Raw genomic sequence first — 25,513 nt, 5'->3', positions numbered from 1 at the left:
CATCCGGTTTTCTATGCATAATTTTCAGGTAATACAGGCTTAACAATTCCATAATGGATATTTTTAAGCACACAAAACATCTGATTATCAATAATTTAAAACCAAAACACAACTTCCTGTATACGCTATAAAAGTCTTTGTTTACTTTATATAACACCGAAAATTTGCTTCCTGATCCGCACAGTTACAAATTGCCGGCATTAGAAAAAAACACCAAATTTTTTGACCACACTATCATCACAATTAAAACTCTATTAAAAAAATCAGATGAAAAAAATTCTATTATTTGCTATGTTAATGACGTTCATGTCTGCCCTTAGTTACGCCCAAAGCGGACTACTGACGGGACAGGTTACTGACGGACAAAAACTATCTTTACCAGGAGCAATCATTAAGTTAAGCCCTGGAAATATCCATACCATCTCAGATGCCTATGGAAAATTCCAGTTCCTGAATGTTCCTGCAGGAAGCTATAAACTTACCGCAACCTATATTGGTTATAATCCATTTAATGCTGAAGCCAGTATCACTGCCGGAAAAGTAGTTTCCCTCAACATTACCATGGAAGAAGCTACCGTAATGGGAAAAGAAGTAGTGATCATGGGTGACAGGCTGCGCGGACAGGCGAAAGCCCTTAACGTTCAGAAGAACAATCCAAACATTACCAATATTGTATCTGCAGACCAGGTTGGTCGTTTCCCTGATGCAAATATTGGTGATGCCATCAAACGTATTCCAGGTATTACCATGCAGAATGACCAGGGAGAAGCACGTAACATCATTGTACGCGGCCTTGCTCCGGAGCTGAATTCTGTAACGCTGAATGGCGACCGTATTCCTTCCGCTGAAGGTGATAACCGTCGTGTGCAGATGGATCTAATTCCATCAGATATGATCCAGACAATTGAGGTGAACAAAACCCTGACACCTGACATGGATGCAGATGCCATTGGCGGATCGGTTAACCTCATCACCAGGGCAGCACCTAACGGCGAACGTATTTCAGCAACTGTTTCCGGAGGCTATAGCTCAATCCGTGATAAAGGTCTGTATGCAGGTAGTTTTGTTTACGGGAACCGTTTTATAAACAATAAATTAGGAATTGTATTGAGCGGATCGATCAATGGCAATAACTATGGTTCAGACAACGTAGAAGCGGTGTGGAAAAAAGATGATTTCGGAAATACCTATATCGAAGAACAGGATATCAGAAAATATGATGTGGTAAGGGTTCGTCGCAGTGGTGCGGCAGCATTGGATTATAAATTCAATGATAAAAACCATATCAGCTTTAATGCCATGTACAACTGGCGTGATGACAGGGAAAACCGTTATAAGTTATCTTATAAAGACATTAAGCCGGTTTATGATGCCAATAACAACATCACAAGCTATACAGGTGTAATCAATCGAGAGACTAAAGGAGGAATTGATAACAATAATGTAAAAAATTCCCGTTTAGAAGAGCAAAAAGTACAAAACTACTCCCTGCGTGGAGATCACCTGCTGGGTTCAAAGGTTGATATGGACTGGGCAATAAGTTATTCTACTGCCAGTGAATTCCGTCCGAATGAACGCTATATTGAATATGAGGCTGAAAGTATTTCTTATGATAAAAACTTTGGCCCATCTGATTTCCCTCTTTTGAGACCCACATCTAATACTTCTTTGAGCGATTACGCACTGGGAGCAATCAGTGAGAATACAGATAAAACCACAGAAAATGAACTTGGTTTCAAACTGAATTTCCGCGTTCCATTTAGCTTAATTGAAGATCAGAAAGGACGTATCCGCTTCGGGGCACGTGTAAGATTAAAAAATAAAGACAGACAAAATACCTACGTGGAGTATGCACCAACAGGCATTGTTATGGAAAACCTCGCACAGGCACAACAACAATATTGGGATGGTGAAAACTGGAATCCTTCTTCTAAATATGTTCCAGGAGCATTTGCTTCAAAAAAATACCTGGGTAACCTTAACCTGGCCAACACCGCATGGTTTGAAGCAGAAGATAAACCAGATGAATATCTTGCTGCCAACTTTAATGCAAAAGAAACCATCACTGCAGGTTATGTACGTTATGATCAGGATTTCAGCAGCAAACTATCCATGATCGCCGGTGTGAGACTTGAAAATACCAGTATCAATTATGAGGGTAACCTTATCCAAGATGAAGATAATCTTGAAGGTAGCCGTACTGTTAAAAACAGTTACCTGAATGTATTGCCAAGTGTGACTTTGAAATATGTTCCTGTAGAAAACCTGATCCTGAGAGCCGCAGCTACAACAGGTATTGCACGCCCTAACTATTATGCTTTAACACCTTTCGTCAGCACCGCTTTGGAAGACAATCAAATCAGTGCAGGTAATCCTGACCTGAAAGCAGCATCGGCCACGAACTATGATTTTATGGGTGAATATTATTTTAAATCTGTTGGTTTAATCTCTGGTGGTGTATTCTACAAGAAAATCAATGATTTCATTTATACCTACAGGGACGAAAATCTAACCACAGCCTCATTTGCCCAACAATTCCCTGACCTGCCAAATGCAGTACCTGCAGGTGAATCCTGGACATTGATCCAGGACCGTAATGGTGAAAGTGTAAAAGTATATGGTTTTGAGGTGGCTCTACAACGTCAGCTGGACTTCCTGCCAGGCAGATTCCTGAAAGGTTTTGGTATATACACCAACTATACCTATACCAAATCCAAAGCAGATGGTATTTATAATGAAGACGGCGATATGCGTACTGGTATTTCCTTACCGGGGACAGCTCCACACATGTTCAATGCCTCTTTATCATGGGAAAACAAGAAATTCTCGGCCAGACTTTCCCTGAACTATGCAGCTGCGTACCTCGATGAATTGGGAGGTAATGATTTCGTGGATCGTTATTATGATAAACAAGTATTCTTAGATGCCAACGCTTCTTATAATTTCCTGAAATCCCTTCGCGTATTTGCTGAGGTGAACAATATCACCAATCAACCCTTACGTTATTACCAGGGTGTTGCTTCACAAACCATGCAAATGGAGTACTATACTACAAGATTTAACGTGGGTCTGAAGTTTGACCTGACGAAATAATTAAAACCAATTGCAACATAACCATTAACACCATAACCAGAAAATATTGTCATGCCATTGATGCGCATGACAATATTTTCTTTACCAATTTCAATATCAATGAATAAAAGACTATTTCTCATGCTACCTGCACTCCTGCTCGCAGTTACTGCATGTACAAACAACAGTTCAGAAAAAACAACCGGAGAAAAAACAGCTGAAGAGCAAACAGATACCCTCCAGCCAGGTGCCATAAAGCCGGCAGTAGTCACTGATACCGTATTATTTGACACTGATGATCCGGCCATCTGGATCAACCCTGCTGACGCTTCCAAAAGCCTTATTGTCGGTACGGATAAGGATACCAACGGAGGATTATATGTATTTAATCTTGACGGCAAAATTGTCAACAAGGTATTGGGAATCAAACGCCCGAATAACGTAGATATCGCTTATGGTCTAAAACTTAACGGTAAGGCTGTAGACATCGCGGTGGCAACCGAAAGGGAAAATAACAGGCTCAGAATTTTCAGCCTGCCTGACATGAAAGCGATTGACAATGGCGGCATCCCTGTATTCGACACTGAAAGCGAGAAAGACCCAATGGGTATCAGTTTATATACTGCCCCGGATCAAACTATCTATGCTATTGTAGGCAGAAAAAGCGGTCCAACCAACAATTACTTGTGGCAGTATAAACTTACTGATAACGGTAAGGGGCAGGTGAAAGCAGAAGTCGTGCGCAAATTCGGAAAATATAGCGGTAAAAAGGAAATAGAATCCATTGCTGTTGACAATGAACTAGGGTATATTTACTACTCTGATGAGCAGCATGGTGTGCATAAATATTATGCTGATCCTGCCAAAGGAAATGAAGAACTCGCCCTCTTTGCTACAACAGGTTTTACAAGCGACCATGAAGGGATCTCTATCTTTAAAACAACAGCCGACAAAGGGTATATCCTGGTCTCCAACCAGCAGAAAAATACGTTCATGGTGTATCCGAGAGAAGGCTCAGCTGCCAACAAAAATGACCATCCACAGATTGCAGAAATCCCTGTTTCTACACTTGAAAGTGACGGTTCGGAAGTCACCAATGTCAACCTGGGACCTAAATTCCCTAAGGGACTATTTGTGGCCATGAGCAACGGAAAGGTGTTCCATTATTATGACTGGCAGGAATTCCAGAAAAAAATAGATAGTGTGGCAGTAAAATAAGCCGACCATACCCAAATGAAAAAAGGCAGATGCGGGGAAATTCCTGATGAAGGAACAGCCTCTCACCTGCCTTTTTTCATTTCGAAAACCCTGACATTAAAACCTGATTACAAACAACTTAACAACCTCAGGGAATACCTGCCCCTTGCCGGATATTTATGCCTGAAGGTGGCCGGATTCCTGCATCTTTCTATGCAGTTGAACTTAAAAAACACACCTTATGGAACAGTTAAATGTTAGCATCAAAAATCAGGTTTACACCGTTGAACACCCTATTAACACCATCAATTTATACCGGATAAAATATGCTGGTGGAGCCGTGGAAGTGACAAGGAACAGGAATAATGGCAAATGGAAGGTACTGTCAAGAAGTAAAGCTGAGATGAAACTACCTATTCAGCCTATCGGAAAAGCAATTGAAAAATGCCTCAATATCGTAGGCTAACCTCCAGAAAAACCAGATCTAAAACTCAGCTGTACCTGTTGATCCTGTTCCCCACTTTGATAAAAAAAATCCCAATTTCATTATAGCTGAGTTTTTTTTCGTTTTTTTGGAGTCAATATTAATTGATTTTTTTTTCGAGCCCTTTCTTCAATTATGTTTACCTTCATCAAAAAATTTATAACCTTATAAAACTTCCCCCCATGGAAAATACCGAAGTAACCATCATCATCCTTTCTTTATGTATTATTATTGCTGGTTTGGCTTTATACCTTTCATTTGGAAAGAAAAGTGATACGCATGATGCACACCACTAGTCAGATGACTAGTGCCGCTTTCTCCTGATCAGCTTTAAACAATAGCTTCAGTAGCGCTGAGATCAGCCTCAGTATTGCTCTTCAGCCGGAGTGTCAAACAGGTGCTGCGCGAAATTTACCAGGAACAGCTCTTGCCTGGACCGCGTCACAGCTGTATACAACCACCTCAGAAAATCCAGGTCGATCATTTCTTCAGTCAGATAGCCCTGATCTACAAAAACAGCATCCCATTGTCCACCCTGCGCTTTGTGGCAGGTAACTGCATAGGCAAATTTAATTTGTAAAGCATTGTAATAAGGATCCTGCTTGATGGCCAGCAGCCGCTCCTTCTTATTCGTGATGTGTTCATAATCCAGTGCCAGTCCCTCATAAAGTTTTTTACTATCCTCATAAGCCAGATTCGGTGTTTCCGCCTGTAAAGTATCCAGCATGACCTTACATGTCACCTGTCCGGCATCAGGATAATCAAGAAACTCCAGTTGTACTTCAGAAAACCGGAAACCATATCGCTCTTCCTGATTTCTTACCCTTACAATCCTCGCCATATCTCCGTTGGCAATAAAGGACGTCGCCTCATTATCGGGCAGCCAGAAGTAATTATTGCGGACAACCATGATCTGATCCCCTCCGGTGAGTTCTTCCTCACGGTACAGCAACCGGGCTCGGATCTGCTGGTTATATACATTTGCCGATTTATTGGAACGGCAAACGACAAGGGAATTTTCGATATCAAATTTACGGTAAGCATATTCCAGGCCCTCCACCAGTTTCAGTCCAGTCATCCGGAAGATATCCTTATATCCCTTGGTGATAAACTTCGGCAGGGTAACGCCTTCTTTCTGCTGTTCCTGATTTTCCACCTGTGCATTGATCAGGTTACGGAGCATGGTCGCATTGGCCAGGATACCGGATTTCTGTCCCTGACGCACGACCTGCTGCAATTCCACCTCGGTCACGTCCAGCAGGAAATTTTCTGCAATATAACCTTTGTTTAAAGCCGGGCTATCCAGACTGCCGACAGGTGGCAACTGAGCTGTATCGCCCACAAACAGCACGGCACAGTTTTTACCATTGTAGATAAACTCCATCACATCCTTAAGGAAGGATGAGCCATTTTGCGTATTCCATTCATCGGCAATCATTGAAGCCTCATCGATGATAAATAACGTGCGTTCGGCAAGGTTCGGGGCAAGCTGGAAGGAAAGGTCCGTGGATACGGCAGAGCGTTTCCGGTAGATTTTCTTGTGGATCGTCAGGGCCGTCCTGCCCGAATAATTGCTCATTACCTTTGCCGCGCGTCCTGTCGGGGCAAGTAAAGTCGCACGCAATTTAAATCGCGGCAATGCTTTCACCAATGCAGCGACAGAAGTTGTTTTTCCCGTCCCCGCATATCCGCGCAGGATAAAACACCGCTGATCAAGGTCATGCGATAAGAAATCTGCCATCTGCCCACAAAAAAGCAACTGCTCTGCTGTGGGGCTGAAGGGGTAAGAATTGGCTATTAATGCGGCTTTATCCATTTTACAAATATGCAATGGTGTGGTTATAGAAAAAAGAATTAATTTTGCTATGATGAAGAACAGTAAAAATAGCATCCTGTTAGTAGACCCGGAGTTTGATCCGGCTACGGCCCCGGATTGTAGCTTGTTGTTGAAAATTACGGGGGATAGCTTTTCCTATGCGATAATAGACAAGAACAATAAACAGTTAAAAGCCGTTTTTGACCAGCAGGAATGCGAGGACATCAGCTTCAGCCTTGCCCTGGCACTCAAACAGGATAATTACCTGGGTTTGCCTTTCAGGGATATCAAAACTTCGGTATACACCCGGAATACCATTGCTATTCCCGATGAATTGTATGCCGAAGATGACCTGAACAGCTATGCCAAATTTTTCACTGAAGAGCAATCAGGAAACCTGTATGTACAGCCATTTGCCAAATACGGCTTCACCGCTATATTTAACCTGCAGCAGTTCATTGAAGATACGCTTGACCTGCATATGGCAGATGCCAAAAGATTTGAACAGAATGCACCTGTCCTTGCCCTTGCCGCCGCCGCAGGGAGTTCCTCATTCCTGCTCGATTTCACCGTCGGTTCCGTGAATGTCCTGTTGCAAAAGGATGGAAAGCTGGTTTTTCAGAACACCTTCGACATCGAGAATGCTCAGGAATTCCATTACTACCTGGCGCTCCTGATCCAGGAATTACTTATAGATACCGGTATTGAAGTGTTAATGAGTGGAATGATCCATGAGAATGATGATTACCACACTTGTATCAGCAGCTACTTCAACCACACTACTTTTAACCTTCCCCCTGCCAATGATATTGAAAAGGCTATCCTTGAGGATATGCCGGCACATTATTACAGTAGCTTATTAGCCCTTGATTTATGCGTATAATTGGTGGTAAACTTAAAGGCATCCGCATGAATGCGCCTGCCAGTCTCCCCGTAAGACCGACAACAGACATGGCCAAAGAGGCCTTGTTTAATATCTTATACAATACCTATGATTTTGATAGCTGCCATGTCCTCGATCTGTTCAGTGGAACAGGAAGTGTGAGCATTGAGTTCGCTTCCAGAGGCATACAACAGGTGACTGCAGTAGATAAACATTCAGGCTGTATTTTCTGGCTAAAATCTGTGATTGACCGTTATGACCTGAAGGAAATCGCAACACAAAAAGCAGATGTCTTTAAATTCCTTGAACAGCACAACAAATCGTACCAGATCATATTTGCCGATCCCCCTTATGACCTGCCTACCATCCCGCTGATTCCGCAGCTGGTGGCGAAAAATAAACTGCTGACTGAAAATGGGTTGCTGGTGGTAGAACATCCTTCCCTGCTTAAATTAAAGGATCAGCCCGGATATACAGAAACCCGCAGATACGGGAATTCTTCCTTCAGCTTTTTTGAATACACCCCCTCATAAATCATCCATATGAAGATTGCGCTTTTCCCCGGTTCCTTTGATCCCCTGACTATTGCACATGCCGATATTCTTAAGCGTGCCCTTCCACTGTTTGACAAGGTAGTGGTAGGGATCGGATTAAACAGTTCTAAACAGAATTTTCTGAGTGGCGAAACCCGCGAGGAAATTGTAAAGACTGTTTTTAAAGATTATGCCCATATTAGCGTACAGTCGTACGAAGGGCTGACGGTTGATTTCTGCAAAAAGATACAGGCGACATATATGATCCGCGGGATTCGTTCTGTTGGTGATTTTGAGTACGAACGTGCCATTGCACAGATCAATCAGACCATGATGCCGGAGATGGAAACAATCTTTATTCTCAGCAAACCGGAGTATTCTGCGATCAGTTCCACCATAGTACGGGATATTCTCCGCAACCATGGTGATATTACGCCCTTTCTACCAGCGGAAGCACTTAAATTTCTTTAAGTTTTTCCCTGATCAGCTTTCCTGCGATTAAGACATCCATAATGGATGGATAGGTATTTTTAACCACTGGCTTTAAGTCTTTCGCACTTAGCCATTCTGCTTTGGTAATGCCTTCTTCCTTTTGCGGGACAAGTTTAGGTACTCCTTTAACGGTCATGCTGTACCAGTTGGTTTTCTTCAGGACCACTTTGGTCCCCATCTCGTATACGTGATAGGTTTTACATAATTTCTTGTCGTTGCTTTGAATTTTCACCCCGCATTCTTCTTCTACTTCACGCACACCGGCTTCTTTCATGCCCTCTCCTTTTTCCACCTTACCTTTAGGCAGGTCCCATTTCTTATTCCTGAAAATAAACAGGTAATCCCCTTCCGCATTTTTAACCAGTCCCCCTGATGCCTTAATAATGGTACAGCTGGCCTGTATTCTTTTTAAAAGCGCTTTTGGGTCTTCACTAACAATCACATATTGGTTGGAGGTGGTCTTTCCCAGGCCATTATAGAACACTTTAAAATCAAAGTTCAGTTCTTCCAGTGGTTGGGCCTGCTCAGTTTTTGGTGGCAGGACAGCTGCGATAATGAGCGTATTGTTATTGATATAAATCCTGTATGTCTTCATTGATGTAGTCGTAAAGCTATAAAGCGAAAAATAAAAGTATAAAAATTCTCAGTGAATTAAAGATGAATCGTTTATTATTTGCGCTGAAGGCCAATTTTTCTATTTATCACATTGATTATCAATAGTTGGCAAAAAAAGCGCAAAGGTCTTATAGGTTAAAGGAAGAATTTAAGTAATTTTGCCGTATGTATAATAAAAGTGATATTGAATTAAAGGTAGCTGAATTTCTATTACAAATTAAAGCAGTTAAATTACAACCTAACAATCCCTTTACCTGGGCATCAGGTTGGAAATCTCCGATTTATTGTGATAATAGGGTCACGCTCTCCCATCCCTCAGTACGTACATATATCAGACAAAAACTTACACAACTCATTCAGGAGGAGTTTGGTTCTGTAGATCTGATTGCCGGTGTGGCTACTGCTGGTATCCCTCAGGGAGTTTTGGTGGCGCAGGAATTAGGATTACCTTTTGCTTATGTAAGGGCCAAAGCAAAAGAACATGGTACAGGCAGTTTAATTGAAGGTGAAATTGTGGAAGGTCAACGCGTAGTAGTCGTGGAAGACTTGATCTCTACAGGAAAAAGCAGTTTACAGGCTGTTGCAGCTTTAAAAGAAGCAGGTTTGTCTGTGGCTGGTCTGGTTTCCATTTTTACCTATGGCTTTGATGTGGCGGAAGAAAACTTTAAAGAAGCAAAATGCCGCTTTGCCACCTTATCAAACTACAATACCCTTATTGAATATGCTGCAGAGCATAGCTTCATTGCACAGGATGATGTGGATTTATTGAATAAATGGCGCAGAAACCCATCAGAATGGGGTAGAGATTAAGCTGATAAATCCTAACTAACCAATATATATGACCGTTATAGAAAGTACAACAATAGTTAATCAACCTGTTGAACAAGTTTATGCTTTTTTAGCTGATTTGAATAATCATCAGCGCCTCATGCCCGAGAATATCTATAACTGGTCGTCCACTAAGGATGAAGCTAGTTTTACAATCCAGAATATGGCTAAATTAGCGATCAGGATTTCTGACCGTATAGAAAATCAGGAGCTTACTGCTATACCAACAGAAAAAGCACCTTTTGAAATTGAGTTGAAATGGACGGTTGCTGATAATGGTAACGGCACAACAACTGCAAAACACATTATTTCTGCAGATCTGAATATGATGATGAAAATGCTTGCCGCAGGTCCCCTGCAGAAATTGGCAGACCATCAGACGGAACGCCTGGAAGAGATTTTACAGTAAGTCCAGTCCTATAGCAGGATATAGAAGTAAAAAGGCTTTTAATTGCATGATTAAAGGCCTTTTTTATTGATGTGAAAATCCAGGGAAAGATGGATTGCGCATGCTATTTTCCCTCTATTATTCATTCAATGAAAACTTCATGTAGACCGGAAGATGATCAGAAACCTTTCTGGCTTCTTTAAAATCAGGGAAAGAAGTATAGAAATGGACTACCCCGGCATAGATACAGTTCAACTTCAGCTGCTGATAAAAAAAGTTATCATATTCAGAGGCCAGGCAATCGCCATTGATACACTTTTGCCGCAAAGAGGTTTTCTGATTATTGAATGCTGCCGGATAACCCGCTTTTTTTAATGGATTAAATACAGAATGGGATTCCGGCAGGTTAAAGTCACCACAAAAGACCAGTGCATCTGCAGGGTATTCCGCAGGCAGGTACTGCAGGTATTTGATCTCTGTCTCCGGTTGTTTTGCTTTAGGTATGGCATGGAAGGAAACTACAGTAAATTGTTTCTTCCCCAGTTTAAATCTGGCCAAAAAAGGCTCTCTATTCAGCTGCAGGTTATATTTTTTCTCCAGCCAGGGCTCCCCTACCAATGAAGTCCTGCTTGTTTTCCAGAAAAAAGCATAGCGCTCTTTGCTGTACCTGTCGCTTGAAGTACCATGGCTGATGCGGTAATCCCATTTTGCCCCTGTCCTGTTCAGTGCATCGTTTAGTCTGGCCACTGCCTGTGGCCCACCTGGACCAGCAACAACCTCCTGAACGGCAATTACATCATAATTCTTTACTGTTTTGGCAATGAAAGCCAGCTGGGTATCTGTTTTTGTCTGCCCAAAGTCTTTCAGGTTCCAGGAACATACGGTAATGTCCTGGGCCGCAACAGAAAAGACCACAAGGAAAACAGAAAAGGAAAGGAGTAAGTATTTTTTAAACATAAATAAGGCCAAATGTCTTTATCAATTGATAAGTTATAATTCCGACAAAGAAACTGATTACAAACATTGATTCCTAATATCGCTTGACAGCCCTACTCCCCAAATTTGGGCAGGAAACATTAACAGACAGACAAAACTACAGTACAAAACATTATATATCAGACATTTATTCATAAATTTATTAGGTTAAACGACAAAATTTCCGATCGCAGGACTTTATACAACATGGCATTTATTTTGTTCCACGCATCACATGAACTTCAACAACTTTACGATAAAAGCCCAGGAAGCGGTCCAACAGGCTTCTGAAATAGCCCAGGGCAATCAGCAACAGGCTATTGAAACAGCTCACCTGCTAAAAGGTCTGCTCACTGTTGATGAAAATGTAGTGTCATATGTACTGAAAAAGCTAAATGTGAACATCAATACGCTTAACCAGAACCTGGAATTGCAAATCAATAAATTCCCTAAAGTAAGCGGTAGCAATGTATACTTATCTTCAGGTACAAATTCAGCATTACAAAAAGCACAATCTTATTTAAAAGAGTTTAAAGACGAGTTTGTATCCGTGGAGCATCTGCTGCTGGGTCTCTTGTCGGTAAATGACCAGACTTCGAAATTATTAAAGGAGGGAGGGGTCACGGAAAAAGACCTTAAAAAAGCAATTACAGGCTTAAGGGGTGATAACCGGGTAACAGACCAGAATGCTGAAGCTACCTATAATGCCCTGAACAAATATGCAAGGAACCTGAATGAATATGCCGAATCCGGGAAACTGGATCCTGTGATTGGCAGGGACGAAGAAATCCGCCGTGTCATCCAGATTCTTTCCAGGAGGACAAAAAATAACCCGATCCTGATCGGGGAACCAGGTGTCGGTAAAACCGCCATTGCCGAAGGGATTGCCTTTAGGATTATCAAAGGTGATGTTCCTGAAAACCTGAAAACAAAAACCGTCTTCTCCCTGGACATGGGTGCATTGATTGCCGGTGCAAAATATAAAGGAGAATTCGAGGAACGCCTGAAAGCAGTAGTGAAAGAAGTGGCACAAAGTGACGGAGATCTCATCCTGTTTATAGATGAGATCCATACCCTTGTGGGGGCAGGTGGTGGAGAAGGTGCCATGGATGCAGCCAATATCCTGAAACCAGCCCTGGCACGTGGTGAACTGCGTGCCATAGGTGCAACCACTCTAAATGAATACCAGAAATACCTGGAAAAAGATAAAGCGCTGGAACGTCGTTTCCAGAAGGTGGTCGTGGATGAGCCCGATACACAGGATGCCATTTCTATCCTTCGCGGACTGAAAGAGCGTTATGAAACGCACCATAAGGTGACGATTAAAGATGAAGCCATTATTGCCGCTGTGGAATTGTCCCAACGTTACATCAGCGACAGGTTCCTTCCGGATAAAGCAATTGACCTGATGGATGAGGCCGCCTCTAAGTTACGCCTGGAAATGGACAGTGTTCCGGAGAACGTGGATGAACTTTCCCGCAAGATCATGCAGCTGGAAATTGAGCGTGAAGCGATAAGAAGGGAAAATGACGAGAAGAAAGTGAAATCTCTGGGTGAGGAAATTGCCAATCTTTCAGCAGAACGCGATGAGCTGAAAGCAAAATGGCAGGGGGAGAAAGATGTGGTTGATGGCATCAACAATCAGCTGGAAACTATTGAAAACTATAAACTGGAGGCTGAACAGGCCGAAAGAGCTGGTGATTATGGTAAAGTGGCCGAAATCCGTTACGGAAAGATCAAAGAGGCACAGGACAAAGTGGAACAACTGAAAGTCGTTCTGGAAAGTCAGCAGGGAGAAGGCCGGATGCTGAAGGAAGAAGTGACAGCAGATGACATTGCCGGTGTGGTTGCACGCTGGACCGGGATCCCGGTCACTAAACTGGTCTCCAGTGAGCGGGAGAAACTGCTGAACCTGGAGCAGGAACTCCACAACCGTGTTGCCGGACAGGATGAAGCCATTGAAGCCATCTCCGATGCCATCCGCCGCTCACGTGCGGGACTTCAGGATAAAAGAAAGCCGATTGGCTCCTTTATCTTCCTGGGAACAACAGGTGTAGGTAAAACTGAGCTCGCAAAAGCGCTGGCAGAGTTCCTTTTCAATGATGAAAATGCACTGACCCGTATTGACATGAGTGAATACCAGGAAAGGCATGCGGTATCCCGTCTGATTGGTGCGCCTCCGGGATATGTAGGATATGATGAAGGTGGTCAGCTGACCGAAGCCGTACGCCGTAAACCTTACTCTGTAGTGCTGCTTGATGAAATTGAGAAAGCTCACCCTGATGTATTTAATATTCTGCTACAGGTACTGGATGATGGAAGACTGACGGACAATAAAGGAAGGCTGGTTAATTTCAAGAACTCCATTATCATCATGACTTCCAATATCGGTTCACACCTGATCCAGGATAACTTCAAAAATCTGGATGATTTCAACAGGGAAGAGATTATTGCGAAGACCAAAAATGAGCTGTTTGAACTGTTGAAACAAACCATCAGGCCTGAGTTTCTGAACCGTATCGATGAGCTGATCATGTTCACTCCTTTAAACCGGAAGGAAGTAAGGGATATTGCAGCCCTGCAGTTCAGGCAGGTACAGCAGACCATGGCAGAGATCGGTGTGGAAATTGAAGCTACAGAAGAAGCACTCGACTGGCTGGCAGAACTGGGGTATGATCCGCAATTCGGGGCAAGGCCTTTAAAAAGGGTAATCCAGAAACGTATACTGAATGATTTATCCAAAGAAATCCTTGCCGGACATATCAATAAAGACAGCAAGATCAAACTGGATATGTTCGATAATAAATTTGTATTCCTGAATACCAAAAATGAGGAAGCAGAAAAAGTCTAAAGACAGTTTCCGGATATAATTTATGGCTGCCTCCCGACCAGGAGGGCAGCCTTTTTTATTTCCAAGCGCTTTGGCCATTAAAAATGAGGACACCCCCAAAAGCTTGTAGGTATTCCACTAAAGGAGCTGTTGACTCCTGATGATTTCACCGTTTTTAAAATACTTATTCTGAAAGGAAGTAATTAAAAACAATATGATGCTTTTATTGATTATATTGAAAAAATAGTCCCATGAAAATCATCAATCACTGAAACCGTCATGTGCCTATCGCTTACAAACAGCAATGAATAGATGCATGATAGCTTCATAACCTTTAAAATTCAATTATATACTGATGAAACCATCATAAGCTTACCGCTAACAAACAGCAACGAATAGGCACATGATAGCTTCATAACCTTTAAAAAAAATATATTCTGATGAAAATAGCTTATATATCAACTTACCCTCCGCGTGAATGTGGTATTGCTACATTCAACAATAATCTCCTCAAGGCCATAGGCCATGATACCGCAACCGTTTCAGCCGACAGCTTTGTCGTAGCCATGACAGATGCTGAACAGCTGAATACCTATGAGTATCCGCCGGAGGTGGAATATATCATCCGTCAGGAAAATCAGAAAGACTATATCCGTGCAGCCGACTATATCAATACCAATTTAACCGATGTCTGTATCCTGGAACATGAATTTGGTATTTATGGTGGTGAAAGCGGACTGTATATCCTCCCACTCATCGCACGCTTACAGAAACCCCTGGTGACCATCCTGCATACCATCCTGAAGGATCCCTCTTATGTACAGCTAACCATCATCCGTGAAATTGCCAAATACTCGTCGAAGATTGTGGTGATGAGCCGCAGGGCGGTCGGTTTTCTGACCAGCATCTATGGAATTTCTGAAAATAAGATCAGGTACATTGAGCATGGGGTTCCTGACCTGGAACCCAAAGAGGATAACCCCGTAAAAAAATCACTGGGCTTCAAAGATAAAAAAGTGTTATTCACCTTCGGCCTCATCAGCAGGAACAAGGGGCTGGAAACTGTTGTGCAGGCTTTACCCGATATTGTAGCCCGGCATCCCGATGTCACCTACGTTATTTTAGGAACCACCCATCCGGGGGTGATCAGGAATTCAGGGGAAGAATACCGTGACAGCCTGAAACGTATGGCCAAAAAACTCAACGTAGAAAATAACCTGGTGTTCATCAACAAATTTGTTTCTGAGGAAGAGCTGCATGATTACCTTACTGCGGCCGACATGTATATCACTCCTTACCTGAATGAAGCACAGATTACCAGCGGAACCTTATCCTACGCCATAGGTGCCGGTGCCGCAGTGATCTCTACCCCATACTGGCATGCCCAGGAATTATTGGCAGAAAACAGGGGGAAACTGTTCGACTTCAGGGATTCGGCAGCACTGGCCCAGATTGTGAATGATTTATTTGATAACCAGGTGTTGTTACAGGATTTAAAGCGTAATGCTTTTGCCTATGGGATGCACCTGCGCTGGCCAAGCATAGGAAAGGTGTTTATTGAGACTTTGGAGGAATCTATCCACCATGCAAACCTGGTCAATGAAGAGACCACCCGTATTATAGATCCTGAAATGATGCCTGCCTTCAGTATGGCACATGTGCAGCGGCTAACTGATGACACCGGTATTGTACAGCATGCCAAATACGGTATTCCTAACCTGAAAGAAGGATACTGCCTGGACGACAATGCAAGGGCACTGATCATGGTCATACAGGCATGGCAGCAGAACAAAAGCAAGGCCGCACTGGAATTACTGCCGGTATACCTTAGTTATATCCAATACATGCAGAGTGATGATGGCAATTTCAGGAATTTCCTTAGCTTCAGAAGGGAGTACCTGGATGAGGTAGGTACGGAAGACTCCTTCGGCCGAACTGTATGGGCATTGGGATATCTGATCAGCAACGCCCCCAACAACTCCTACCGTGAATTTGCGAAAGAACTGTTCGATAAGTCAGTTACGCATTTCAGTCAGCTGAGACACCTTCGTGGATTAGGAAATACGATCATTGGCCTGACCAATTACCTGAAAGCCCATCCCTATGATGAAGGGATTATTGTTGAACTGAATCAACTTGCTGAACCCCTGAAACAGGCTTACCGCAATCATAAAGCCAGCGGATGGCATTGGTTTGAAGAAAAAATGACGTATGACAATGCCATTCTGCCCTTGGCACTGCTGAGCCATTACCAGACTACAATGGATGAAGAATCACTGGCTATAGGTATGGAAAGCATGAATTTCTTAACTGAAAAAACCATGTCGGCAGGTTATTTAAATCCGGTTGGCAATGATGGTTGGTTATTTAAAGATAAGGAAATGGCAATCTATGATCAGCAGGCCATAGAAACAATGGCCATGGTTCTGATGTATTTCAAGGCCTATGAAATTACCCATAATCTCAGCTATATCAAACAAATGTATTTAAGTTACCAGTGGTTCCTCGGAGAAAATAGTTTGAGACTTCCTTTATATGATTACGAAACCAAAGGTTGTGGTGATGGCCTGCAGACCTCCGGGGTAAACAGGAACCAGGGTGCAGAAAGTACACTGGCCTACTGGATTTCCCATCTCACCGTATTAAAGGCGCTGGAGTTTGAATATGAGTTCACCAACCCTGCAGAATTAAATGATATAAAACAAGGCATTATTTAATGAAAGTCGCCGTATTATCTACAGTGGCCTGGAGAACCCCTCCACGCCACTATGGCCCATGGGAACAGATGGCAGCCAATCTCACGGAAGGATTGGTGGATGCAGGACTGGACGTTACTTTATTTGCGACGGGCGATTCCCTTACCTCAGCACAGTTAAACAGTGTTGTGGCTTCAGGATATGCGGAGACACCCGACCAGGATGCCAAGGTTCTGGAATGCCTCCATATCAGTAACCTCATGGAACATGCAACAGAATTTGACCTGATTCACAATCACTTCGATTTTCTGCCTTTAACCTATACGGGATTGATCGATACGCCCATGATCACAACTATTCACGGCTTCTCTTCTGAAAAGATCATTCCTGTTTATCAGAAGTATAATGATAAAAATCATTATGTTTCCATCAGCAATGCCAACAGGCATCCATTGCTGAACTACCTGGCGACCGTTTATAACGGACTTGACATTACAGATTTCGAATTCGGGGACACTCCTGAAGATTACCTGCTTTTCTTTGGTCGCATACACCCGCATAAAGGCTTGGTTGAGGCGATAGAAATAGCCCTGAAGAGTAAGCGTAAATTGATCATAGCAGGTATTATACAGGATGAGCATTACTTCAGGGAACGCGTAGCGCCTCTGTTGAGCGAAAGTATTGTATTTGTTGGTGCAGCAGGACCGGAAGAAAGAAACCGGCTGCTGTGCAATGCCAGTTGCCTTTTACATCCCATTAGTTTTGATGAGCCTTTTGGACTGAGCGTAGCAGAAGCCCAGCTCTGCGGAACACCGGTGATTGCATTTAACAGGGGATCCATGCCGGAATTAATCCTTCATGGAAAAACAGGTTTCCTGGTCACACAAACTGAAGAAGCCATTGAAAGCCTGAAGGACCTCAATACCATCAACAGGAAGGATTGCCGGGAATGGGCAGCAGGGAAATTCTCCAAAGAAAAAATGGTAGAGGATTATATCAACCTCTACCATCAGATCGTATAATACAAGGTATAACAGAATAATATTTGATGTATACCAAAATCTTATTTAAAAATAGCAGGCGCAAAGTTTGACCCGTTTATACCTCTTCAGCTGCAGGAACTTCTTCCTTCACCGTTTTACCTGAACTAATGAGTTTTTCCAGTAACAGATCAATTTTCACGGTAGCAAAAGACGAACAATAATCAGACAATCCATAAGGAATAATCAGTTCACCGTTGTGGATGATGGAGCCACAGGAATACAATACATTCGGTACATATCCTTCACGCTCATCGTTATTCGGGATCACCAGTGGTTCTTCGAGTCTGCCGATTTCCTTTGATGGGTCTTCCAATTCGAGCAGGCATGCCCCCAGGCAATACCTCCGCATAGGTCCCACCCCGTGGGTAATGACCAGCCATCCCGCCGCTGTCTCAATAGGTGAACCACAGTTCCCGATCTGGATAAACTCCCAGGGGAATTTCGGCGACTGCAATTTTACCGGATGATCCCATACCGTAATTTTATCAGAATACATCAGATAGTTATTCCATCCGTCAATACGCGATATCATGACATACTTCCCTTTAATCTTTCTTGGAAATAAAGCAAGGTTTTTATTCTGTGCACCTGCTCCATGCAGGGGACTGATCTTGAAATCATAAAAATCTGTAGTCTGCAATAATTTAGGCATAATCATGGCGCCATCAAATGCCGTATAGGTCGCATAATAAATTACACTGCCGTCTTCTTTTATAAAGCGCACAAACCTTGCATCCTCGATCCCTTTCCGTTCAAATTCTGAAATCGGGAAAATCACCCTGTCAGATATATCAGTATCCCTGGAGAAGCTGATTTCATGGTAAGTATCAGATAACCACAACACCTTATCATATTCCAGCTTTTTCAGGTCATCATCCTGGAGGTTTTTCGAATCGATAATCAGCCGTCTTAACACTGCATAATCGAATTTTTCCTCCAGTTTCAGCCCTATCTCATTCAGGATATCAATATCTATCTTGGAATCCAGGGCCTTTTTTAGAAATAATTTCTTGTTATATATGGCATTACGGACAACCTCTGCCTCATCGATATAGTTTCCCGCAGGATTAACCGTGATTGTTCCATTCCGGTCAACCAATGCCCTGCGGAATACAACGGAAGAGATATGCCCTTCCCCTACTGCACGGAAACTGATAATCAGCCTCTTTTCTCCTTCTACCAACTCCGACTGATCAGGATCTTCTACCACAGAAGGGTTAAAGAAAGCAGCCGACTCAATGGAGTATTCATGGGTGAAATAAGAACCGATCAGCAAGCGCTGATATTTGTTCAGGGTTTCATAGTCAATACCAAGCTCATCAAAAATGACTTTAAGCTTTTTACAATGCCGCGAAAGGATTTTGGTAATGTTACGGTGCCGTTTGGAGTATTCCTGTAATATTGGAGATATTAGCCCGAAAACATCTTGTTGTGACAACTCTAACACTCTCTTTACAACCTCTTTCGCCCGCTCATCACCATTAAAGAAAAACCTGGCAATAACACGTTTAGGATCTGGATATACTTTTATTGATTTTCGTTCTATTAATAATCTCATAGTTGGATATTGTTTGTGACGGATATAAAAGTTATATGAATTTAACTGTTTTTAAACTAATAACACCAAGAAATGTGAATTAGCTGTTGCCATGACAAAGATTCCAATGATGTCCCGGGCATTTCATGAAATAGCAATCTGTTATCAGCCTTGAGACCTGAAAACGACTACGTATTCCCTATAAAGCATTTTTTGTTTACTATCAGTTAAAACTAGAGCTTATCCGCATTTTTACCGGAGTCACGGAATCAGGTCGCAGCACAAGGTTTTCAATGATGAATTCCTGTTTTTCCAGACATTTTTGATCCCCAATTCCCTGGGCTTCCGTATGGGTTTGTTCACCCATTGTTCACCCATCCTTCCCCCCTGTTCACCCCAGCTTTTACGGGCAGCGAACAAAGGGTGAACGATGGGTGAATCATTCATAAAGCAGCCTGGAACAGCACACAGATCTATTAACTAATAATTTACAGTATCTTTTAATGGTATTGTTTACAGCTAAGAAAGTGGAGCTACCGGAAGCTGCTATTCAATAATTTTCACCCTGTCTGCATATTTCTTTTTCACAGGAGGGGTTTCATCAGAATAGCCAAGGGAAACATTAATTGCCACTTCATATCCTTCCGGAATATTCATCAGTTCCAGTAAATCGGCATTTTCAGGTCTGTTGAGTACTGGCACCAAGGTACCCAGAGGACAGGTTCCCAGGCCTGTGGCGTGTGCACTCAATAAGATATTCTCCAACAAAATCCCACAGTCCATATAGCTGATATTACTGGATTTATCACGTGCAATAACGATCAGTGTCGGTGAGTTGTGAAAAATACTGAATCCTGGTTCCTTATAATGAGCAGCGCTCCCCTGAAAGGTCTTCCCTTCAGCAAAACTTAAGAAACGGTCGTTTATCTTTTTTAACAACTCCGGGTTCTGTATTGCCCTGATCTCCCAGGGTTGTTTATTAAGCGCACTTGGGGCATAAATAGCACATTTCAAAATGGTATCGAGTTTTCCACGTCCTACCTGCTGTGTCTTATACTTCCGGATTGCCCTCCTGGTCAGGATATTGTTGATGACAATGTCAGTTTCCGATTTTACAGGGGCATTGTTTTCTATGGTTTCATTCCTGCAGGAAAGCAAAAGACTGATGCAGAAAATACTCAAAAGCATTTTTTTCATTGTATTTATATTTTTTGATGATTGGATTGGACAGTGAAGGATTGACTGAATTTTAACAGTGTAAATACGATATAAATGAATAACAAATAATAAGTGGCATGTAATTGATGAAGCTGAACCACTGCCATACTCAGGGCAATGACCATGATAAGGAGTAAGAATATAGCCTCCAAATGCTTCTCCCAGTCTAATTTTTGCCCCCATGCCACAGGGACGAATGTATTATTGATCTTCCGCGTAAATGCATTTCCAATTAAAATGGCGTACGACATAAATTCATGTTTTATCCCATTCCCAATGCAGAATACAGCCACCGCAGCAATCAGTAGACCATAAAATATTTTGCCGGATCCGGTATTCGGACTTGATGGCATATCTGTCGCCATATAAATGGCTCCCAATAGTAAACCCGCTACAGAGAATCTAATCTCCCCAGAGAGAAAAAGATTTGACATCAGAAAAAATCCGACAATTATCGTCACGGGAATATGCCATGATATGCGCCGCCTGATCAACAGGTAACATCCGCCAAGGATTAAAAAAAGCATAGAATATTCTCCCAGGGCACCGCTGGTTTTATACAGCAAATGGTCCAGGTAGATCAACAGGTCGTGATCTCCAAGCAGGGTGAAAAACCGGATTTCGGCCAGGTTGACAGGGCCCTGGACAGACCACAACATTCCTGAGCCCATGATCAGCGGAAAGAAGACAACCATCATTTCCCTGCCCACCAATGCCGGATTGAACTGGTTTTTTCCTAGTCCTCCCCAGACGACCTTACCAAAAAAAATGGCAGCAAAACTACCGAAGGCCACCACATACCATGGCGTTAGCGGTGATAGTGTTAGAGCAAGCAGCACAGACGTTATGACCGCAGAACCATCCCATAATGTACCGGTCTTTTTCAGGAATATCCAATGGCATACAAATTCTGTCAGCACAGCCGTCAGCACAGACACACCAAACACCATCAGGGCATCTGCTCCCCGGCACAATATTCCAAAAAATACCAGGGGCAGCAACGATATCACCACATCCAGCATGACAAAAGAAGTGCGTTCCCCAGAGACAAAAAGTGGGGAGAAAGAAGTTTTTATAGTTCTTGCCATCATCATTATAAAATTTGTACCTCCCTTTTACCCATGCGGATGCTTTCCATCAGCGGGACATTACTGGGACAGATATAGTCACATGCACCACACTCCACGCATTGTTTGACATGATAGGCTTCAAAAGCACTGTGGTCATGATGCTCAGCTGCCTTGGCAAATTCCAATGGCAGCAGGTGCATGGGACAAACATCGATACAATAACCACATTGAATACAGGGATGGCTTTCTCTTTTTTTGCGTTCCAGGAGAAGTATACCAGAGGTTCCTGCCTGAACAGCAGAATTGAGATCTGTTACCTTATGGCCCATCATTGGTCCACCAAATACAATCTCCCTATCCCCTGCCATTTGCTCCAGTCCCAGCGCTCTTAAAATATGCGAAACAGGTGTCCCAATCCTGATCCTGTAATTCCCTGAAGACTGCAGTCCGTCACCTGAAACCGTCACAATCCTGTCGATTACCGGACGTTTCAAGGCAAAACTGTTGCGGATGGCCAGCAAGGTACCCACATTGTTCACCAGCACCCCTTTTTCGACAGGAGGAACACCTTTTGACATATTGATCCCGGTGATCACCTTAATCAGTTGCTGCTCGCTGCCCTGAGGATATTTATCCTCAAGTAATTTAATCCTGAAAGGAAAACCATATTGCCCAGCCAGTTTATTAAATTCTTTGTTCAGGTCCTTATACTGCTTTTCAAATGCCAGGACAATTTCGGCCGGCTGAAAAAGCACATTGACCAGACTCAGCACTTCCATCAGTTCTGCAGCATACTCTTTCATGGCCCTGTAATCGGCAGTGAGGTAGGGTTCACACTCCGCACCGTTTACAATAAAGCAGTTGACCTTTCTGTTCTGCAGCCTGTATTTGATATGGGTAGGAAACTGCGCTCCGCCGGCACCGACTATTCCAAATTCCTTGAGGAGCACGGAAAAATTCAGTGCGGTCAATTCTTCAAAATCAACCGTACCATTTTCACAGTCTTCTTTATGGTCGTTTTTTATAGCGATACTTATGCAGGCATTTCCATTGGGCAGAATCACCTCTTCAATAGCCTTAACCATTCCTGAAACAGGGCTAAAAACATGGGCAGAGAAATCACCGTCTGCAACTCCTATTTTTTGATATTTCTTCACCATCTCCCCAACCCGGACAGCTGCCAAGGCCGGTTTCCCACGGTGTCCACCCAACGCAACGAAATAATCATCACTTTCGGGCAGTGTGGTAATGGCTTTATCTTTAACGCTCAGTTTGGATTTAAATAACTTTATCATTCCTGATCAATATATCGGGTGAAACCATGACTCATTGTGAGATCATTGTATTGATCCATTAAAAAGCCTTCCAGATCAAATCGCTCTTTCAGTTTTCCGATAGCATGCAAAAAATTACTACGGTCTGTATTGAACAAGGCAGTGGAGCAGATATCACCGATAAAGGCACTTTTACTGACCAGTCCCATCTGTTTATTCGAAGAGGGATAACCTGTCCTTGCATTGAGAATATGTCCATAAGATTTGCCATCCACCACAAGTTTATTGCTCAGCTGAGCTGAAGTCGAGTAACAATGGTTTTGCAGCCTGATCCGGTAAATTGGATCCGGATCTTCTTTCGACCCGATCACATTTACTTTCCAGTGATCTGTTGCTGCTGCTTTCCTTCCATAAATAGTACTCCCTCCGGCATTGATCATCGCATCAGGTATTCCTTCATCCGCAAGGAATTCCACCACCCGGTCAACGGCAAAGGCTTTTAAAAAAGAACCCGTCATGAGTTGCTGTCCTTTATTGATTTTTACTTCATTTCCACGGATGGACACCGATCTGTAATCTACCTTTTCCAGGGCGGCTGTGATGGCATGCGCTTCAGGGATATTTGTCACCTGTTCCTTATAAAATCCCCATAGTTGCAGCAGGGGCATCACTGAAATATCATAAGTCCCTCCAGAAATTGCCGAAACTTCAGCAATGGTGTTTAACATCGCCACCGTATCCTCATCTACTTCCACAAAAGTTCCGGCATTCCGGTTAATCCTGTCGAAATAAGAATCAGCGGAATAGGAATTATAGCGTACATCAATATCTTCCAGGAGGTGAAACAAATGGTCAAACAGGCTATCCGGACAATCTGCAGGAAGTTTAATTTTAATATTCGCATGAAAGAGATAATCCGTTTGTGCCTTAAAAAGTGTAGGACTACATACTATCTGTGGCTGTCTCTGCATGATCAGTTTCCGTAGTAATTTTACTTCTTGTTGATTTCTTCCGTTTCAGGTCATCACTGCTGATGCGCAACACCTGAAAGTACACCTGGTCATTCCGCAGTTCATGGGTGGTGGTATCCACTTTCAACACCTGGGTTTCGAAATGTTTTTCAAGATCCTTATTTTCATCTTTCGGATGTTTTTTTCGATAATCCTGAATGGCATCGTCTATATTCCTTCTGAATCCAAACAACAGGAGGCCAATGCCCATCAGGTATAATATAATTTGTTTAAATATGACCATAGCTATCCTATAATGATCAACTATTGCGCTTCCCTCACCACAATATTGACACGAACTCTCCTTTTAAGTAAAAATTGCTTTAAAAGTCCAAATTTAGGGATTAAATCAGCCGGAAAAGTCATGGTTTTCCCATAGAAAGGTTTACAAGAAGGAAATGAGTCTTATGTATCAATGAAAATACACAAGTTTATCGCAATAAAATGCTGCTGAAATTTTCTCTCGTTCCTCCTACGATCTGATCAGTGAGGGTCGGATAGGGCAACAACTACCTACCCGTTTTTACATTTGCCTGACTGACAAAAACAGATGCTGAAAACTGACATCCAACAACCATCAAACTGACAAATACACAAAAAAAGTCAAATTGTCTCTTTCTGTCATAAGTTAATAAATTGTTAATAAAAGGTTAATTGTCATCACAAAATAATAATCAGAAAACTGATATGATTTATATCACTATTAAACAAGTCATTACAAAAAAACATCATTTCAGCACTGTAATAGCAATATATATTTGGCACCAACATTGACTATATGACAAACATAGTCAGATATTAAAATAAAAAACCTGACATCATTATAAATTAAAAAAGCACAAAATGAAAAAATTAGTATTATCGTTACTTGCAGTTTCCGCATTAGCATTCAGCACACAGGCACAAACAGAAAAAGGTAAATTCATGATCGGCGGTAACGTTGAGTTCAATTCAGAAAAAGCAGAAGGTGCTGACAAAGCTGACATCAATTTATCATTGGTTCCAAGTGTGGGTTACTTCATTGGCAACAACATTGCTATAGGTACAGGAGTGGGTTATGAATTATCTAAAGTTCACTCTGCCAGTGCAACTGCAATTGGAAAAAGCCAGGCTTTCGTAGTTGCTCCATTCGCACGTTACTATGCAGGTACTGAACAATTCAAATTCTTCGGACAATTATCGGTTCCAATGGCATTCGGTAATGTAAAAAATAGCATAGATGGTGGTGAAAGCTACAGAAAACAAGGATCTATCAGTACAGTAGGGGTAGCTTTATCTCCAGGTGTTGCCTTTTTCCCAAGCAAAAAATTTGGTATTGAGTTCTCTGTAAACGGTATCAGCTACAACGATAACAGAATTGAAAATAACAATGGTGATAGAATTGCAGGAAGCAGCAAAAACTTCAATGTTGGCGCGAACTTCTTCTCTCCAAAAATTGGTGTTCAGTTCTACTTATAGGATGTAGAAAATCTACTCAAGAGTTTTTAGTAAAAAAGCGGCTGTCCCCGAAAGGCAGTCGCTTTTTATATATCACCCTTTTTACAGGGTGATT

The 25,513-nt window shown here is 42.5% G+C and carries 23 protein-coding genes; 13 read left to right on the top strand and 10 right to left on the bottom strand.

Features of this window, described 5'->3' with window-relative positions; all coding sequences use genetic code 11:
* Nucleotides 1-267 precede the first annotated feature (267 nt).
* The 4 genes from ACSBL2_RS05665 (at nt 268) to ACSBL2_RS05650 (ending at nt 4,735) form a co-directional block, all read left to right on the top strand.
* On the top strand, nt 268-3,093 hold the full coding sequence (locus tag ACSBL2_RS05665) for a TonB-dependent receptor (protein WP_442590700.1): 2,826 nt from the start codon (nt 268-270) through the stop codon (nt 3,091-3,093).
* Nucleotides 3,094-3,192: 99 nt separating this feature from the next.
* Complete coding sequence (locus ACSBL2_RS05660) at nt 3,193-4,290, top strand: phytase (protein ID WP_442590699.1); 1,098 nt, start codon at nt 3,193-3,195, stop codon at nt 4,288-4,290.
* Between the two features lie 15 nt (nt 4,291-4,305).
* Entirely contained in the window at nt 4,306-4,530 is a 225-nt protein-coding gene (locus ACSBL2_RS05655) for a hypothetical protein (RefSeq protein WP_442590698.1), read from the top strand.
* A complete protein-coding gene (locus ACSBL2_RS05650; RefSeq protein ID WP_442590697.1) occupies nt 4,511-4,735 on the top strand; it encodes a hypothetical protein in 225 nt (74 codons plus the stop codon). The genes ACSBL2_RS05655 and ACSBL2_RS05650 overlap by 20 nt, the downstream gene beginning before the upstream one ends.
* 382 nt (nt 4,736-5,117) lie before the next feature.
* Here ACSBL2_RS05650 and ACSBL2_RS05645 read toward each other — a convergent pair whose 3' ends face one another.
* Entirely contained in the window at nt 5,118-6,569 is a 1,452-nt protein-coding gene (locus ACSBL2_RS05645) for an ATP-dependent DNA helicase (RefSeq protein ID WP_442590696.1), read from the bottom strand.
* A 49-nt stretch (nt 6,570-6,618) separates the two neighbouring features.
* On the opposite strand from ACSBL2_RS05645, the gene ACSBL2_RS05640 reads away from it, so the two are divergent.
* From ACSBL2_RS05640 to coaD, 3 genes are read left to right on the top strand one after another with little or no spacing between them, the layout of a single operon-like run.
* Nucleotides 6,619-7,452, top strand: coding sequence for a DUF3822 family protein (locus tag ACSBL2_RS05640; RefSeq protein ID WP_442590695.1), 834 nt, complete (start codon nt 6,619-6,621; stop codon nt 7,450-7,452).
* The gene (locus tag ACSBL2_RS05635) at nt 7,443-7,985 is read left to right on the top strand and encodes an RsmD family RNA methyltransferase (RefSeq protein ID WP_442590694.1); all 543 of its coding nucleotides are present in this window, start codon (nt 7,443-7,445) and stop codon (nt 7,983-7,985) included. Before ACSBL2_RS05640 ends, ACSBL2_RS05635 begins: the two co-directional genes overlap by 10 nt.
* Nucleotides 7,986-7,994: 9 nt before the next feature.
* The gene (gene coaD / locus ACSBL2_RS05630) at nt 7,995-8,456 is read left to right on the top strand and encodes a pantetheine-phosphate adenylyltransferase (RefSeq protein WP_442590693.1); all 462 of its coding nucleotides are present in this window, start codon (nt 7,995-7,997) and stop codon (nt 8,454-8,456) included.
* On the opposite strand, the gene ACSBL2_RS05625 is transcribed toward coaD, so the two are convergent.
* Nucleotides 8,443-9,072 carry an NUDIX hydrolase gene (locus ACSBL2_RS05625; protein ID WP_442590692.1) on the bottom strand — a complete coding sequence of 210 codons (630 nt, stop codon included), beginning with the start codon at nt 9,070-9,072 and terminating at the stop codon, nt 8,443-8,445. The genes coaD and ACSBL2_RS05625 overlap by 14 nt on opposite strands.
* A 185-nt stretch (nt 9,073-9,257) precedes the next feature.
* Between ACSBL2_RS05625 and pyrE the strand changes: the two genes are divergently transcribed.
* A complete protein-coding gene (pyrE, locus tag ACSBL2_RS05620) occupies nt 9,258-9,902 on the top strand; it encodes an orotate phosphoribosyltransferase (protein ID WP_442590691.1) in 645 nt (214 codons plus the stop codon).
* Nucleotides 9,903-9,930: 28 nt separating this feature from the next.
* Nucleotides 9,931-10,329, top strand: a complete 399-nt coding sequence (locus ACSBL2_RS05615; RefSeq protein ID WP_442590690.1) for an SRPBCC family protein — start codon at nt 9,931-9,933, stop codon at nt 10,327-10,329.
* A gap of 117 nt (nt 10,330-10,446) precedes the next feature.
* Here the strand turns inward: ACSBL2_RS05615 and ACSBL2_RS05610 are convergent, their stop codons facing one another.
* Nucleotides 10,447-11,265: an endonuclease/exonuclease/phosphatase family protein gene (locus ACSBL2_RS05610; RefSeq protein WP_442590689.1), complete on the bottom strand. Its 819-nt coding sequence runs from the start codon at nt 11,263-11,265 to the stop codon at nt 10,447-10,449.
* Nucleotides 11,266-11,518: 253 nt separating this feature from the next.
* On the opposite strand from ACSBL2_RS05610, the gene clpB reads away from it, so the two are divergent.
* From clpB to ACSBL2_RS05595, 3 genes are all read left to right on the top strand, one after another.
* Entirely contained in the window at nt 11,519-14,134 is a 2,616-nt protein-coding gene (gene clpB / locus ACSBL2_RS05605) for an ATP-dependent chaperone ClpB (protein WP_442590688.1), read from the top strand.
* Nucleotides 14,135-14,553: 419 nt separating this feature from the next.
* Nucleotides 14,554-16,830, top strand: coding sequence for a glycosyltransferase family 4 protein (locus ACSBL2_RS05600; protein ID WP_442590687.1), 2,277 nt, complete (start codon nt 14,554-14,556; stop codon nt 16,828-16,830).
* Nucleotides 16,830-17,831 (top strand): glycosyltransferase family 4 protein, encoded by a 1,002-nt coding sequence (locus ACSBL2_RS05595; RefSeq protein ID WP_442590686.1) that lies wholly within the window; start codon nt 16,830-16,832, stop codon nt 17,829-17,831. The genes ACSBL2_RS05600 and ACSBL2_RS05595 overlap by 1 nt, the downstream gene beginning before the upstream one ends.
* 76 nt (nt 17,832-17,907) lie before the next feature.
* Here the strand turns inward: ACSBL2_RS05595 and ACSBL2_RS05590 are convergent, their stop codons facing one another.
* The 7 genes from ACSBL2_RS05590 to ACSBL2_RS05560 form a co-directional block, all read right to left on the bottom strand.
* Nucleotides 17,908-19,410, bottom strand: a complete 1,503-nt coding sequence (locus ACSBL2_RS05590; protein ID WP_442590685.1) for a glycoside hydrolase family 130 protein — start codon at nt 19,408-19,410, stop codon at nt 17,908-17,910.
* Between the two features lie 240 nt (nt 19,411-19,650).
* Entirely contained in the window at nt 19,651-19,836 is a 186-nt protein-coding gene (locus ACSBL2_RS05585; protein WP_442590684.1) for a hypothetical protein, read from the bottom strand.
* A 99-nt stretch (nt 19,837-19,935) separates the two neighbouring features.
* Nucleotides 19,936-20,586, bottom strand: a complete 651-nt coding sequence (locus ACSBL2_RS05580; RefSeq protein ID WP_442590683.1) for a nitroreductase — start codon at nt 20,584-20,586, stop codon at nt 19,936-19,938.
* 5 nt (nt 20,587-20,591) lie between these two features.
* Nucleotides 20,592-21,701 carry an RnfABCDGE type electron transport complex subunit D gene (locus tag ACSBL2_RS05575; protein WP_442590682.1) on the bottom strand — a complete coding sequence of 370 codons (1,110 nt, stop codon included), beginning with the start codon at nt 21,699-21,701 and terminating at the stop codon, nt 20,592-20,594.
* The gene (rsxC, locus tag ACSBL2_RS05570) at nt 21,701-22,972 is read right to left on the bottom strand and encodes an electron transport complex subunit RsxC (protein ID WP_442590681.1); all 1,272 of its coding nucleotides are present in this window, start codon (nt 22,970-22,972) and stop codon (nt 21,701-21,703) included. The genes ACSBL2_RS05575 and rsxC overlap by 1 nt, the downstream gene beginning before the upstream one ends.
* Complete coding sequence (locus ACSBL2_RS05565; RefSeq protein WP_442590680.1) at nt 22,969-23,922, bottom strand: FAD:protein FMN transferase; 954 nt, start codon at nt 23,920-23,922, stop codon at nt 22,969-22,971. The genes rsxC and ACSBL2_RS05565 overlap by 4 nt, the downstream gene beginning before the upstream one ends.
* Nucleotides 23,894-24,205: a hypothetical protein gene (locus ACSBL2_RS05560; RefSeq protein WP_442590679.1), complete on the bottom strand. Its 312-nt coding sequence runs from the start codon at nt 24,203-24,205 to the stop codon at nt 23,894-23,896. The genes ACSBL2_RS05565 and ACSBL2_RS05560 overlap by 29 nt, the downstream gene beginning before the upstream one ends.
* A 599-nt stretch (nt 24,206-24,804) precedes the next feature.
* On the opposite strand from ACSBL2_RS05560, the gene ACSBL2_RS05555 reads away from it, so the two are divergent.
* Nucleotides 24,805-25,419, top strand: a complete 615-nt coding sequence (locus ACSBL2_RS05555; RefSeq protein WP_442590678.1) for an outer membrane beta-barrel protein — start codon at nt 24,805-24,807, stop codon at nt 25,417-25,419.
* Nucleotides 25,420-25,513 lie beyond the last annotated feature (94 nt).

It is taken from the genome of Pedobacter sp. AW31-3R, assembly GCF_052180285.1.
Classification (GTDB): domain Bacteria; phylum Bacteroidota; class Bacteroidia; order Sphingobacteriales; family Sphingobacteriaceae; genus Pedobacter.
This window is presented reverse-complemented; position numbering and strand designations above follow the sequence as displayed.